The organism is Octadecabacter sp. SW4 (assembly GCF_008065155.1).
Classification (GTDB): domain Bacteria; phylum Pseudomonadota; class Alphaproteobacteria; order Rhodobacterales; family Rhodobacteraceae; genus SW4.
This window is the reverse complement of record NZ_CP042819.1, coordinates 140,344-153,631: the sequence shown is the minus strand read 5'-3', so window position 1 is coordinate 153,631 and position 13,288 is coordinate 140,344. Positions and strand designations below refer to the sequence as shown.

The following is a 13,288-nucleotide window of genomic DNA, read 5'->3' as shown; positions in this document are numbered from 1 at the left end:
GCGCAGCCTTGGCTTTAGGGTTTCTTTGCAATCAGCGTCACGAATGGAAGAAAGCTGAAGAGGAGCCCTGCGTCTGCCCGGCGTATGTATTCCGCTTCGAGCGCGTCAGCGAGCGGCTGTCCGATGATGCCTTCTGCGACCAGGCGCGCCCCGGACATCCGCACCCAAGTCATCGCACCCATGCCAGAGGTAACCACCCGGTTCATAACGCTGAAATGTTCCACGGACAGCCCGGTTTCGTTAATCAACGGTTTCAGTTTTCCAGTAAGCCATGCGTCCGTTACTGCCCCGCTTACGAAAGCATCCGCGCAGCTACCAAGCGGGTCACCCGGAACGACCCCCATGGTTGCCTTGGAAAAATCGGCGTCGCATATCACCAGTGTTCCACCTCGACGGAGGATACGCACAGCCTCGGCGATCAGGGTCTCGGGTGTTTTGACGTGAGACAGGACGGTGTGCAGGATGGCCACATCGGCACAGCCCATTTCGAGATCAAGGGCGGCGCCGTCACCGACATCAAAGGACAGGTTCGGCCGATCTCCGGCGAGGTCTTTTGCCTTGGTGGTCAGGGCGTCTGACGGTTCCAAACCGACAACAGAGGCTGCCGGAAACCGATCAGCGATCCGACGGGTGACCCCGCCAGTGCCAGACCCGATATCGACGATAAGGCCGCCATCCCGCACGCCTAACATTTCGAGATATGCGTCGATCACCGGAAGCATGCTCGGGTCTTCTGCTCGGGTTTCCAATCCGGTCGCAATGATTTCGATCATCTGGGCCGAAGCGGCGTCGACGTTTTCGAACGGATCAGCCATTGGAAGGCTCCTGCATTGGGTTTTGTTGACAGAGTTGGATCAGTCGTAAATTCGATCATCAGAAACTTTAGCGAAACAGTGCGCCACCGCAATTTTCATTCCAACACAATACACCAGCGGGCGCAAAAACACGCAATTGGCCCGATTACGTGAAACGATGAATGAGTAGTTATCTTTCCCAGCTATGTCCCTGCGCAAGCCGAGTCTACAGAATATGGCCTGTGATCTGCACCATTCAAAACGAAAAAAGCCCCACCAGTTGGCGGGGCTTTGGTTTTTTGTCGGGTCGCGCTTAGCGGTTGGCGAATTCAGGATAGGCTTCCATGCCCAGTTCCGCCATGTCGAGGCCCATGATTTCTTCCTCTTCGCTGACACGGATGCCGATGGTCGCCTTGAGGATGGACCAGACGATCGCGCTGACCACGAAGACGAACACACCGACGATGATGATCGAGATCAGCTGACCGCCAAGGGTCGCGTCCGGGTTGGTGAGAACCACAGCCAGCGTGCCCCAGATGCCTGCGAACAGGTGAACCGGGATCGCACCGACCACATCATCAACCTTGAGCTTGTCAAGGAAGGGCACCGCAAAGACCACGATGATACCACCGACGGCACCGATCAGAGTGGCCGCGCCAAGCGAAGGTGTCAGAGGCTCGGCGGTAATCGAAACCAGACCTGCAAGCGCACCGTTCAGCACCATCGTCAGGTCCACTTTCTTATAGAGAAGCTGGGTCACGATCATCGCGGCGATGGCACCACCGGAGGCAGCGGCGTTTGTGTTGGAGAAGATCCGGCTAATGTCAGTGACGTTGGCGGCTGTATCCATATAAAGCTGCGAGCCGCCGTTAAAGCCAAACCACCCCATCCACAAGATGAATGTGCCCAGTGTCGCGAGCGGCAGGTTCGACCCCATGAAAGGAACCACGCGGCCATCCTTGTATTTGCCGATACGCGGCCCGAGGATCAGCGCGCCCGCAAGGGCAGCCCAACCACCAACCGAGTGGACGACTGTGGAGCCGGCGAAGTCAAGGAAGCCAAACTGGGAATCAAGGAACCCGCCGCCCCACTTCCACGACGCCTGGATCGGGTAGATCAGACCGGTCAGGATCACGGTGAACAACAGAAATGGCCACAGCTTGATCCGCTCGGCCAGCGCACCCGATACGATCGAGGCGGTCGCAGCGGCGAACATCAACTGAAAGAAGAAGTCCGAGCCGACAGAGGCATATGTCAGGTCAGGTGTGGTATCGGCAAGACCGACCGCCTCGAGCACGGCGGGCGAGAACAGGATACCGAGGTAACCACCGGTTTCATCGGTGCCGATGGTCCAGTCACCCAGCGGATACATCAGGTTGTAGCCAATGAGATAATAGGCGATCGCGGCAAGTGAAAAGAGACCCATGTTCTTGGTAAGCTGCATCGCCACGTTCTTTTGGCGCACAAGGCCAGCTTCGAGCATGGTAAAGCCCGCCGCCATCCAAAACACGAGGAAGCCAGCCACAAGAAACATGAATGTGGTCAAAATATAGCCGATTTCGTCGTTCGGCGGCGTCATATCGACCTCTTGCGCGAGGCCAAGTGTCGGCAGTGCCATGAGGGCGGCTGCGACAGGAAGGATTTTCATTAATTTCATTGTCAGGGTGTCCCTTGTGGTCAGCGCTTACAGCGCGTCGTCATTGGTTTCGCCGGTGCGCACACGCAGCGCGCTCTCGACATCAAGAACAAAGATTTTGCCGTCGCCGATTTTCTCGGTGCGTGCCGTCTTGGCGATGGTCTGCACGACGTCGTCGGCCATCGCGGCTGAGACGACGAGTTCAAGTTTGACCTTGGGCACGAAGTTCACGGCATATTCCGCGCCCCGGTAGATTTCGGTATGACCGGACTGCGAGCCAAAGCCCTTGACCTCGGTCACCATCATGCCGCGCACGCCCATCGTGGTCAGCGCTTCGCGGACCTCCTCGAGCTTGAACGGTTTGATTGTTGCAATGATCAGTTTCACGTTGTTCCCCTTGCGATGACGCGGCACTGTCACTGCGCGACAGGCCGCTTACCCCTGCAAAAGGGCGCAATGACTGGGGATGCTCAAGGAAATGCTGCGCCTGCAAAGGTCAATATTTACCCGAATTGCACAATTTTTGCACAAATCAACTAGTGCGCCTAAAAATTAGGCATGTCAAAAAGGCGCGCAATGAGAATCGCCCCCCTCTACAAACCCGTTCGCGCGGGGTATGTTCGGGAAAAATGGACTGATCCCTTGGAAAAAGCGGGCAGAGCAGATGAGTAACAAAAGTGGTGGCCGCAAGCCTTTGGTCGCAGATCGCCGATACGCGAAACCGTCAAAGGTAGCGCCGAAGACGCGTGCGCGCAAACCCGCGGTCCGCAAGAAAAAGCCGCGCGGGCTTTTGCGCCGTATCCTGGGGTTTTTCGGCCGTTTCATCTGGTGGATGACCGGCCTGCTGTGGCGTATTGGCTGGCGTGCCGGGTTGGCCGTTGGCGCATTTGTGGCGCTTGGGGTGATATATTACGCATCGACCCTTCCACCGATCACAGACCTTGTGGACGCACGCATGCGCGGCTCGGTCACGCTGTCAGATCGTGAGGGCACGGTCTTTGCCTGGCGCGGCGACCAGTATGGCGGGATGGTCACGGCGACGACCGTATCGGTGCATTTGCGCAACGCCGTTGTCGCGACCGAGGACAAGCGATTCTATAACCATCTCGGAATTTCGCCGCGCGGGGTTGCCAGTGCGATACGCATCAACCTGAACGAAGGACGCGGCCCTTTGTCGGGCAACGGCGGGTCGACGATCACGCAGCAGACCGCGAAGCTTTTGTGTCTTGGTCGCCCGTTTGATGCGGACGTCTGGGAAAGCGAAACCGACTATGAACGCGATTGCCGCCGCACGACCCTGTGGCGCAAGGTTCAAGAGGCGGTTTATGCGCTGGCGATGGAAGTGCGCTATTCCAAGGATGAAATCCTGACGATCTATCTCAACCGCGCTTATCTAGGGGCGGGCAGTCGCGGGTTCGAGGCGGCGGCGAACCGCTATTTTGGTCGCAGCGCGGCCGAAGTGACCCCCGCCGAAGCGGCGATGCTGGCGGGTTTGCTCAAGGCGCCTTCGACACTTGCGCCCACAAGCAATCTGCAGCGGTCGCGCGACCGCGCCAATCTGGTGATCAATTTGATGGAGGAACAAGGCTATCTTTCGAGCAGTGCCGCCGAGGAAGCGCGCACGAACCCTGCCGGGCTGTCAGCCGCTGCTGAACGCCGTGCAGGTGGGTATTTTGCCGATTGGGTCATGGATCAGGGGCCAGAGTTCTTTACCAGCACAACCACCGAGGATGTGGTGATTCAGACAACGATCGACCAACGGATGCAGACCGCCGCCGAAGAGGCCCTGGCCTGGGTTTTCGAAAGCAGGGTAAGCGAAGGCTCTGAGGCGCAGGCGGCGATTGTCGTGATGTCAGCCGATGGCGCGGTGCGCGCGATGGTCGGCGGGCGCAACACCGATGGAACGGGCGCATTCAACCGCGCCACGCAGGCGTTGCGTCAAACCGGGTCTGCATTCAAACCCTTCGTTTATGCGACGGCGCTGGAACTGGGCATGACACCGAATGATATCGTGCTGGACGAGCCGCTGACGATTAACGTGCCCGGCTCTGGCCCTTGGTCACCCAAGAACTATTCGCGCAATTTCCGCGGACCCGTGACCTTGACCGAAGCCTTGTCCGCATCGCTGAATATTCCTGCGGTGCGCCTGTCCGAGGAAATGGGTCGCGAAAACGTGCGCGCTGTCGCGCAGGGGTTCGGGATTTCCAGCGATCTGGCAGCCGGTCCCGCCTTGGCGCTGGGCGCATCCGAAAGCACGCTGGTCGAAATGACCGGCGCCTACGCGGGCATTCTTAACGGTGGATCGGCGGTCACGCCCTATGGGCTGGTGTCGCTTCGCATCATGGGCGACAGCGAGCCGTTGATGACAGCCACCGGCGGCATCCGCGAACGGGTGATCCGCGAAGAGGCCGCACGGCAATTGACGTGGATGATGTATCAGGTCGTTGAAACCGGCACGGGTCGACGCGCGCAGATTGACGGCTGGGAAATCGCAGGCAAAACGGGCACGACTCAGGCGGCGCGGGATGCGTGGTTCATCGGCTTTTCGGGTGATTATGTGACCGGTGTCTGGATGGGCTATGACGACAACACGCCCCTGACCGGCGTCACCGGGTCAACGTTGCCTGCGGAAATCTGGCGCGAAACCATGACGCGGGTGTTGTCGGATTTGCAACCGACACCTCTGCCGATGCAGCGGACGTTTGCGCAGCGCCCCTCGGAAAATGTCGTTACCGAGGATCTGATCGACCAGCTTATCCTTGATCTGCAAAATCGCGCGAATTAACTGTCGGGGCAGCGGCTATACCGAAAGGCGTAGCCGTTCCAAAGCATGATGATCCCACCGTCGGACTGCGCGTCTTTCATGACCATTGCGCGCTCCGACCAGGTCTGGTCTTCGCCCGAACACTGAAGCGTATAAAGCATCGCATCCATATCGACCACATTGACGGGGCGGGTCATCCGGCACTCCATCTCGACGCCGTAAAAGATGCCATTCTCGATTTTCAACGATCCACCATCGACGCCGATCAGCGCACAATCGGCGTTTTCGCTTTGGCGGTAGACGCCGTCAAAGGTATCGGCCAGCGCCGGAAGCGCCACAAACGCAAGGACTGCTGCCAGAACACGCATCACGAATTGCGCAGATCGTTGATCAGCGCATCAATGTTGCCGCCGCGACGGTCCAGCATCGCGCCGATTTCGGTGCGTTCGGACAAAAGCATGTTCACGCCTTCGATGATCAGGTTGAAAAAGACCGGTTTGCCCGGGCGGTCGGAGACATGGAAATCCACCCGAAACGGCGACTGGTTGCGCAGCGCAACGGTGGTTTCAACCTCGATCCAGCTATTGACCGCCTTGGCGTTGACGACCGTGATCTGTCCGCCGATGAACTCGCGGAAACGGCGGCCATATTTGGCAGCGACATAGGTGCGAAACGCCTCGACAAAGGCCTGAATTTGCGACTGTGATGCGCTGCGGCGATCATTGCCCAGCGCGAAGGACGCGATGTAGACGGTATCGGCGTAACGGTCGAAAATACCTTCAAACTGACGGATCATCGCGGCTTCGGACCCACCGGATGCGATGATCGTGTTGATGTCGTTCACCGCACTTGTGACAAGCCCCTGCGCCTGTTCGCTACTTAGCGCGAAAGCAGGCAGCGGCAGGGCCGTGGCCGTGGCTGCGACACCTGCGGTGATCAAAAACTGGCGGCGTGTATTCAATGGACGCATCATTCAAAAGGCTCCGCGAAAGGGTCAATAAACGGGTCTGCAAAGGGGTCGATCCCCGTGCTTTCATCGGTTACTCCAAGCTCAAACCGGCGATTTTGCAAGTAAAGAAGCCGTGCTTGGGCATAACTGTCCGCACTATCATACAGAACCGAGTCCACCGTATCGCCGAACCGGCCGCGCGAAATCGCCACATCCGCCACACGTGCGGCGGTTGCCGCCCTGGCCTGCTCGGCGGTGCCGTAGCGTGCCAGCGGATCAATCACGAGATCAACCAGCTGGCCAACGGCGTCACGTTCCGTCGACGGGCCAAGCACCGGCAATTCAAGGTAGGCCCCCTCGGGGGCGCCCCATACGGCAAGCGTTTCGCCAAAATCGGTCGTTTCTTCGTTCAGCCCGATGCCACCGGCAGGGTCAAACAACCCGCCAAACCCGACTGTCGTGTTCAGAACAAACCGCATGGTATTCGTGGCAGCCCCGCCGATGTCGCCTTGCAGGATGCCGTTCACGATCATTCCCGGCAGACCCACATTATCGGCGAAATTCGCAACGGGCGTCGTGACAACTTCAGGGGTCGCGGCGGTAACTTGCCCCGCGGGACGCAACAGCGCCTGATCCAGACCCTTGTTGAATTCGTGGATACCGCGGTTCGTGCTTTCGTATGGATCATTGAATTGCGCACCGGGTTGCGCAGGCGTGCAGGCCGCCAGCACCACACCGGCACAAAGGACGCAACCACGCAAGAAATGCTTATTTAATGAAACGGACAATGGAATTCTCGGCGCTTTGATTGCTAACGTGTCACACATAGTTGCAGGACACGGAAAGAACAGGGTATTTCCAAACTCTGGCCCAAGACGTGTCTGATGGGAAACAATTATTCACCCGCTTCTGTCACAAGGATGCGGCGAAAACAATTCGGCAGGGCGGAAACACGCGCATGAACAGGGATACAGCAAGTCAGGGACACGCCCAATTGCGCGCCGTTCGTCGCGAAAGCCGGACGCTGTATTGGATCGTTGCGATTTTCAGTCTGGTTGTGAACCTGCTGATGCTCACCGGTCCGCTGTATATGCTGAACGTCTATGATCGCGTGCTGGGGTCGCGTTCGCTTGAGACATTGATCGCGCTGTCGGTGCTGGTTGGCTTTCTTTATGCGATGATGGGCATTCTGGATTACACGCGCGGGCGGATCATGGCTCGTGTCGGCGCGAAATTTCAGGCGCGCCTAGATCGCCGCGTCTTTGCCGCCGTGATGAAGGCCACAACGATGAACCGCGCCCCGACCGAAGCGGCCACCGGTTTGCGCGATCTGGAATCGGTGCAACGGATGATCACGTCGCCGGTGTTGATGGCACTGTTTGATCTGCCGTGGGCACCGCTGTTTGTCGTCGGCATTTTCATCTTTCACCCGTTCATGGGTTATCTGGCGCTCGCAGGCGGGGCCATTTTGATCGCGGTGGCGCTGGCCAACCAGCTGTCCACCCGCCGCCCGCTTGAGCGCGCCAACCAGATGACCCATCAGGCCGAATTCACGGGCCAGCAAATCCGCGCCGAAAGCGAGTTGGTGCATTCATTGGGGATGCGCGATGCGGCGTTTTCGCGCTGGCAGGATGCGCGGGATCAATCCTTGGGTGCGGCGATTTCCGCGTCCGATCTGGCGGGCAGTTATACCGCGCTGACCAAGGCATTTCGCCTGTTCCTGCAATCGGCAATGCTGGGCCTTGGCGCCTATCTTGTGTTGCAGGGTGAATTGACACCGGGCGCGATGATCGCCGGGTCGATCCTGCTTGGGCGAGCGCTGGCGCCGATTGAACTGCTGATCGGCCAGTGGCCCGTGTTGCAGCGTGGTCGCGAAGGCTGGCGCAATCTGGCTGTCTTGCTGGGCGATATTCCCGAAGACGTTGCGCGCACCGCCCTGCCCACGCCCAAAGCGGTGATCGACGCGCAGCAAGTCACTGTTGTTCCGCCCGGCGAACAACAGGCCGCCCTGCGGATGATCAGTTTCAAGGTGCAGCCCGGACAGGCGGTCGGCGTGATCGGCACCTCCGGGTCCGGCAAGTCGACACTGGCGCGCGCGCTGACCGGTGTCTGGCGCCCCGCAGGCGGCAAGATCCGCCTAGATGGGGCGGCCCTTGATCAATACGATCCCGATACTTTGGGCAAGCACATCGGCTATCTGCCCCAGCGCGTGCAGCTGTTTGATGGCACCATCAAGGACAACATCGCACGGATGTCGCAGGCTCCTGACGACGGTGAGGTGATCAAGGCCGCGAAACGTGCCGCCGCCCACGAGATGATCCTGAGACTGCCCGATGGCTATGACACCCATGTCAGCGCCAACGGCGGCCGGCTATCGGGCGGACAAATCCAGCGGATCGGGCTGGCCCGGGCGATGTACGGCGACCCGGTGGTGCTGGTATTGGACGAACCTAACTCGAACCTTGATAATGACGGCAGCGTCGCCTTGAACCAGGCGATCCGCGTGATGAAGGACGAAGGCCGCGTTGTGTTCATCATGGCGCACCGTCCGGCGGCGATCGAACAATGCGATATGCTTTTGGTGATCGAAGGCGGGGCGATGCGGGCCTTTGGCCCCAAGGACAAGGTTTTGGCAGACATGGTCAGCAACCATCAGGACATCAAGAAATCTATCGGCAAGGGCGGGGGCGTGACATGAGCGCGCCGGTAAATTCCTGGTCGGTCAAACGGCCTTTGTTTCTGGGATTGCTGGCGCTGGTGGTGCTGATCGGCGGCTTTGGCACTTGGGCCGTAATGGCGCAGATCACCGGAGCGGTGATCGCTAGTGGCCAGATCGAGGTTGATCAGAACCGTCAGGTCATCCAGCACCCGGACGGCGGGATCGTTGCCTCAATTCTGGTCGGCGAGGGCGATTTGGTCGCCGTGGGCGATCTGTTGATCCAGCTTGATGCGGTTGACCTGCGTTCGGAACTGGCCGTTGTCGAAGGGCAATTGTTCGAGATCGTCGCGCGCCGCGCGCGCTTTGAGGCCGAGCGCGATCTGGCCGATGAATTGGTTTTTGACCCGCTTTTGATCGAGGCCGGTGATGAAACCCTGGCCCTGCGTGACGGTCAGACCCGCCTTTTTGAGGCGCGCCGCGAATCTGTCGCGCAGGAAAAAGAACAACTTGCCCGCCGGAGCGGCCAGATCGCCAGTCAGATCGACGGGATTCGCGCGCAGGAAGAAGCACTGACAGCGCAGCTTGCCCTGATCGAACAAGAGCTTGCCAGCCAGCAAAGCCTGCTGGACCGCGGCCTTGCCCAGGCCAGCCGTGTCCTGGCCCTCCAGCGCGAGGAGGCATCGCTGCGCGGGCGCGCGGGCGAGTTGGTCGCCGGAATTGCGCAGGCCGAAGGCCGCATCACCGAAATTGAAATCGAACTGCTGAAACTTGACGCGCAGCGCCGCGAGGAGGCGATAACGCGCCTGCGCGACCTGCAATATAACGAACTGGAACTGCGTGAACGCCGCCGCACCCTGCGCAACCAGTTGGACCGTCTGGATATCCGCGCGCCCGTGTCCGGCGTGGTTTACGGGATGCGCGTGTTTGCAGAACGGTCAGTCGTGCGCGCCGCTGATCCCCTGCTTTATCTGGTGCCGCAGGACCGCCCGCTTGTGATTGCCGCACAGATCGCGCTCACCGACATTGACCAGATCAGCCTGCAACAAGAGGTCGCCCTGCGGTTTTCCGCCTTTGATCAACGCGAAACGCCCGAACTTTTCGGCCGCGTCAGCCTGATTTCGCCGGATGCGTTTCAGGATGAAAACACCGGGCAGTCGTATTATCGCGCGGAAATCGTGTTGGGCGAAGGCGAAATCTCGCGCCTGCCAGACGGGTTTGTCTTGATCCCGGGGATGCCCGTCGATGCCTTTATTCGCACCGCCGAACGCACGCCGCTGGCATATCTCGTCAAGCCGCTGGCGGATTATTTCGCCCGGGCCTTCCGCGAGAGTTGATTGCCCCTGCCGCGCGTCCCCGCTAGCCTTTGGATCAGCCGCTGCACAAAGGACGCACCATGACTTCTGCCATCGAATCCCGCCTTGCCGCACTGGGTGTGACCCTGCCCGATGTGCCTGCACCTTTGGCCAATTACGTACCTTTCGTGACGGTGGGCGATATCGTTTATGTGTCGGGCCAGATTTCCAACGGGCCTGACGGGTTGATCAAGGGGCGCCTTGGCGATGGGATGTCTGTTGCGGATGGCGCGGTGGCCGCACGCGCCTGTGCGATCAGTCTTTTGGCGCAGGTGCGCGCAGCCTGTGACGGTGATCTCGACCGGTTGGTCAAGGTCATCAAACTGACGGGTTTCGTCAATTCCACAGCCGATTTCACCGATCAACCCAAGGTCATCAATGGCTGCTCCGATTTCCTGGTCGAAGCCTTGGGCGATGTCGGTCGCCACACCCGGTCCGCCGTCAGTGCCGCCGCGCTGCCCCTAGGTGTCGCCGTGGAAATCGAGGGGATATTCCGGATCAAATGACCCTGCCTCAATCGTTTTTTACCCGCCCGATTGCGCATCGTGCCTTCCACGACATTGACCGCGCCTGCCCTGAAAATTCGCCCGCTGCCTTTGCCGCTGCGATCGCCGGGGGCTATGGGATTGAACTGGATGTGCAGCTTTCCAGCGATGGGCGGGCGATGGTTTTTCACGACTACGCCTTGGATCGCTTGACAGACGAGGTTGGGCCCATCGCACACCGCAGCGCCGCCGAACTGGGGCAAATCAAGCTGAAGGGCGGGAGGGATACGATCCCGACACTCTCCCAGATATTACGGCAGGTCGTCGGGGCCGTGCCGCTGCTGATTGAGCTTAAGGATCAGGACGGCGCTTTGGGTCAGGGTATTGGCCCATTGGAACAGGCAACCGCGCGCGCGCTGGCCGGATACGACGGTGATGTGGCGGTGATGTCGTTCAATCCGCATACGGTCGCGCTGATGGCGCAAATCGCACCGCATATCGCGCGCGGTCTGACGACCTGCCATTTCCCCGCCGAAGACTGGCCAACAATCCCCGCGAAAACCCGTGAACGGTTGCGCGGCATTCCTGATTATGATGATACCGGATCGTGCTTTATCAGCCATCAGGCCAGTGATCTGGACAATCCACGCGTCAAAGCGTTGAAAGAACAGGGCGCGGCGGTGTTTTGCTGGACGATCCGGTCACGCAAGGACGAAATACGCGCACGCCGCATCGCCGATAACGTGACATTTGAAGGTTACGCCGCTTGACCTCAACGCCGCGCGGGCCAATCTCAGCCTTATGAGTGACATCGAAATAACCGCCCACCCCAGTCTTGCGGGGATCGATCCCGCCGATTGGGATGCCTGCGCCTGCCCCGAGGTCACAGATGGCGGCCGCCCGGTTGATCCCTTCACCACCTACCGATTTCTGAAAGCGATTGAAGACAGCGGGAGTATTGGCACGGGAACGGGCTGGCAGCCGCGCTATCTTTCGGCGCGCCAAGATGGGCAAGTCATTGCCGTTGCACCACTTTATGCCAAAAGCCACAGTCAGGGCGAATACATTTTCGATCACAACTTTGCCCATGCCTATGAACAGGCGGGCGGGCGGTATTATCCGAAACTTCAGATGGCTGTGCCGTTTACCCCTGCCACGGGGCGACGGTTTCTGACCCGTCCGGGGTTCGAGGTGGCGGGTATGTCCGCGCTGGTGCAGGGTGCTGTGCAAATCGCGGCTGATAACGAATTATCCTCGCTCCATGTGACGTTCTGCACCCAAGCCGAAGCGCTGGCGGGGGCAGAAATGGGCCTGCTGCACCGCACCAGCCAGCAATTTCATTGGCGCAACGCAGACTATGCGGATTTCGACGCCTTTCTGGCACAGCTTTCGGCCCGCAAGCGCAAGAATATCCGCAAGGAGCGCGCCACGGCTCAAGGGTTCGGTGGCGACATCGTGACACTCACCAGTGATCAGATCGCACCACACCACTGGGACTATATCTGGCAGTTCTATCAGGACACGGGCGGGCGCAAATGGGGCACGCCCTATCTGACGCGGCGGTTTTTCGAAATTGCCCATGACAGCCTGCGCGACGACATTTTGCTGGTGCTGGCCCAGCGCGATGGTGTGCCGGTGGCAGGGGCGCTGAACATGATCGGGCGCGACACGCTTTATGGCCGCTACTGGGGGTGCAGTGAACATCACGCCTGCCTGCATTTCGAAGTGTGCTACTATCAGGCGATAGATTACGCGATCCAGCATGGCTTGCGACTGGTCGAAGCGGGCGCGCAGGGCGAACACAAGCTGGCGCGCGGATACATGCCGGTAACGACCCATTCGTTACACTGGTTTGGTGATGCGGGTTTCCGCGGGGCCGTGGCGAATTACCTTGAGGCCGAACGCAATGCGGTGGACGAGGATATCGAGATTCTCACATCCTACGGCCCGTTTCGCAACACAGACGAGGAGGATCATCAATGAGTGATTTGAAGGACGATGTGCAGGAACTGGTCGCGAATGGCTGGGAACTGAATGCCGACAGCACGCGGTTGGAAAAGGAATTTGTCTTTGCCAATTTCGTCGCCGCCTTCGGGTTCATGACCCAAGCGGCAATCTGGGCAGAAAAGCTGAACCACCACCCAGAATGGTCCAATGTCTACAAGACCGTCAACGTGGGGCTGACAACCCATGACACCGGCGGGCTAAGCGAACTGGACGTCAAACTGGCCCGCAAGATGGACGCGATCGCCGGATAACGAAAGGACGCCGCGGCGACGGCCCTTTGCAGTGAACGATGCACCTGATAACCCGCAGTGGACTCGGAGCGCAATGACCGCTTTGAGCCCGAAGTGACGCCTGCCAAGAGATGCTGGACCGCCCGGAATCAAGGCGAAGCCGCCGGGCGATCGTCGGCCCGTCCCCACGGGTCGGCGATTTTGCCAACCGCACATCATGCCGATCCGAAAGATGTGCTTGGCCGCCATAAAGCGCCAATGCGGCAGTGTCTTATCGCCAACCTACGGGCCGCCGACCGCCCGACTTATTGACCTTTGGCGACGGCTGCTTCGTCCGCAAAGTGGCCGTTCATCGCATCAAGTTGCTCTGAACGGCTCTGGGTTCCGTGCTGCACCATTTACGGCAAAGGGC

The 13,288-nt window shown here is 59.6% G+C and carries 13 protein-coding genes; 7 read left to right on the top strand and 6 right to left on the bottom strand.

Features of this window, described 5'->3' with window-relative positions; genetic code table 11:
• Positions 1-14: 14 nt before the first annotated feature.
• The 3 genes from FTO60_RS00750 to FTO60_RS00740 form a co-directional block, all read right to left on the bottom strand.
• On the bottom strand, positions 15-815 hold the full coding sequence (locus FTO60_RS00750; protein WP_148054173.1) for a methyltransferase domain-containing protein: 801 nt from the start codon (positions 813-815) through the stop codon (positions 15-17).
• A gap of 292 nt (positions 816-1,107) precedes the next feature.
• The gene (locus tag FTO60_RS00745) at positions 1,108-2,451 is read right to left on the bottom strand and encodes an ammonium transporter (protein ID WP_148054172.1); all 1,344 of its coding nucleotides are present in this window, start codon (positions 2,449-2,451) and stop codon (positions 1,108-1,110) included.
• A gap of 27 nt (positions 2,452-2,478) precedes the next feature.
• Complete coding sequence (locus tag FTO60_RS00740) at positions 2,479-2,817, bottom strand: P-II family nitrogen regulator (protein WP_148054171.1); 339 nt, start codon at positions 2,815-2,817, stop codon at positions 2,479-2,481.
• Between the two features lie 277 nt (positions 2,818-3,094).
• Between FTO60_RS00740 and FTO60_RS00735 the strand changes: the two genes are divergently transcribed.
• Positions 3,095-5,215, top strand: coding sequence for a transglycosylase domain-containing protein (locus tag FTO60_RS00735; RefSeq protein WP_148054170.1), 2,121 nt, complete (start codon positions 3,095-3,097; stop codon positions 5,213-5,215).
• On the opposite strand, the gene FTO60_RS00730 is transcribed toward FTO60_RS00735, so the two are convergent.
• Genes FTO60_RS00730 through FTO60_RS00720 form a run of 3 tightly spaced genes read right to left on the bottom strand, consistent with a single transcriptional unit; the run spans position 5,212 to position 6,904 of the window.
• Positions 5,212-5,562, bottom strand: a complete 351-nt coding sequence (locus FTO60_RS00730) for a hypothetical protein (protein ID WP_148054169.1) — start codon at positions 5,560-5,562, stop codon at positions 5,212-5,214. The two genes, FTO60_RS00735 and FTO60_RS00730, sit on opposite strands and share 4 nt — an antisense overlap.
• Positions 5,562-6,167, bottom strand: a complete 606-nt coding sequence (locus FTO60_RS00725) for a phospholipid-binding protein MlaC (protein WP_148054168.1) — start codon at positions 6,165-6,167, stop codon at positions 5,562-5,564. The genes FTO60_RS00730 and FTO60_RS00725 overlap by 1 nt, the downstream gene beginning before the upstream one ends.
• Positions 6,164-6,904, bottom strand: a complete 741-nt coding sequence (locus FTO60_RS00720) for a VacJ family lipoprotein (protein ID WP_254696847.1) — start codon at positions 6,902-6,904, stop codon at positions 6,164-6,166. The genes FTO60_RS00725 and FTO60_RS00720 overlap by 4 nt, the downstream gene beginning before the upstream one ends.
• Positions 6,905-7,101: 197 nt before the next feature.
• On the opposite strand from FTO60_RS00720, the gene FTO60_RS00715 reads away from it, so the two are divergent.
• The 6 genes from FTO60_RS00715 to FTO60_RS00690 are packed head-to-tail and all read left to right on the top strand — an operon-like array spanning position 7,102 to position 12,897.
• A complete protein-coding gene (locus FTO60_RS00715; RefSeq protein ID WP_148054166.1) occupies positions 7,102-8,841 on the top strand; it encodes a type I secretion system permease/ATPase in 1,740 nt (579 codons plus the stop codon).
• Complete coding sequence (locus tag FTO60_RS00710) at positions 8,838-10,136, top strand: HlyD family type I secretion periplasmic adaptor subunit (RefSeq protein WP_148054165.1); 1,299 nt, start codon at positions 8,838-8,840, stop codon at positions 10,134-10,136. The genes FTO60_RS00715 and FTO60_RS00710 overlap by 4 nt, the downstream gene beginning before the upstream one ends.
• Positions 10,137-10,195: 59 nt before the next feature.
• A complete protein-coding gene (locus FTO60_RS00705) occupies positions 10,196-10,660 on the top strand; it encodes a RidA family protein (protein ID WP_148054164.1) in 465 nt (154 codons plus the stop codon).
• On the top strand, positions 10,657-11,409 hold the full coding sequence (locus FTO60_RS00700) for a glycerophosphodiester phosphodiesterase family protein (RefSeq protein ID WP_148054163.1): 753 nt from the start codon (positions 10,657-10,659) through the stop codon (positions 11,407-11,409). Before FTO60_RS00705 ends, FTO60_RS00700 begins: the two co-directional genes overlap by 4 nt.
• Positions 11,410-11,440: 31 nt before the next feature.
• Positions 11,441-12,622: a GNAT family N-acetyltransferase gene (locus tag FTO60_RS00695; RefSeq protein WP_148054162.1), complete on the top strand. Its 1,182-nt coding sequence runs from the start codon at positions 11,441-11,443 to the stop codon at positions 12,620-12,622.
• Complete coding sequence (locus tag FTO60_RS00690) at positions 12,619-12,897, top strand: 4a-hydroxytetrahydrobiopterin dehydratase (RefSeq protein WP_148054161.1); 279 nt, start codon at positions 12,619-12,621, stop codon at positions 12,895-12,897. The genes FTO60_RS00695 and FTO60_RS00690 overlap by 4 nt, the downstream gene beginning before the upstream one ends.
• The last annotated feature ends 391 nt before the right edge of the window (positions 12,898-13,288 follow it).